The organism is Roseateles sp. P5_E8 (assembly GCF_054177665.1).
Genome location: NZ_JBGCUM010000154.1, coordinates 1 through 539, shown reverse-complemented (window position 1 = coordinate 539; position 539 = coordinate 1). Strand labels below are relative to the sequence as shown.

Annotated in this window: 1 protein-coding gene; it reads left to right on the top strand. The window is 66.6% G+C overall.

Annotated elements, in window-relative coordinates:
• Positions 1–108: 108 nt before the first annotated feature.
• Positions 109–539, top strand: a 431-nt coding sequence (locus ACXRVZ_RS27740) for a hypothetical protein (RefSeq protein WP_458233150.1), incomplete at its 3' end; no start/stop codon positions are given.

Below are 539 nucleotides of genomic sequence, written 5' to 3'. Positions count from 1 at the left end.
GCGCAAGAGGGACTGGCGCTTCGACCGGGCCACAAGTTGGGCGGCGACCGTACCAGTCCGTTCCACCCGGAGGCCTTTGCATGCGCGATATGGCGGTTGACCGAGGAGATGTCGCTCAATGCCGAGGAGCGCGCAGCGTGCATGCGCGTCGCGCCCGACGCGATCGTCGACTTCGCGCGGATGGCGTGTGCAAGCGCCGTCGCATGGTTCGGCCGCGGAGACGCGACTGCCAGCTTTGTCGTCAAGCGCAGTGCATCCGACGCGGAGGTCGCCATCCCGGTCGATGTCCTGCTCGGTGAGTCGTCGGCTGGCCCGGATCGTCGTGAATCGGATTTCCGGGACGGTGCTGCGACGCCGCCAGCGGCAAATGATGTTCCCCCGCTCGACGCGCGCGACCATGTGTTTCGCGGCGTCATTGCCGGCATCGACACAGTTCTCTCCGACTTCCGGCTCACGCCCGAACTCAAGCGCGTTCTCAGCGCGCTGCAGATGGTGGTCGTGCGCTTCGCATTCGGCTCGCCCGAGACGCTGTACATGCC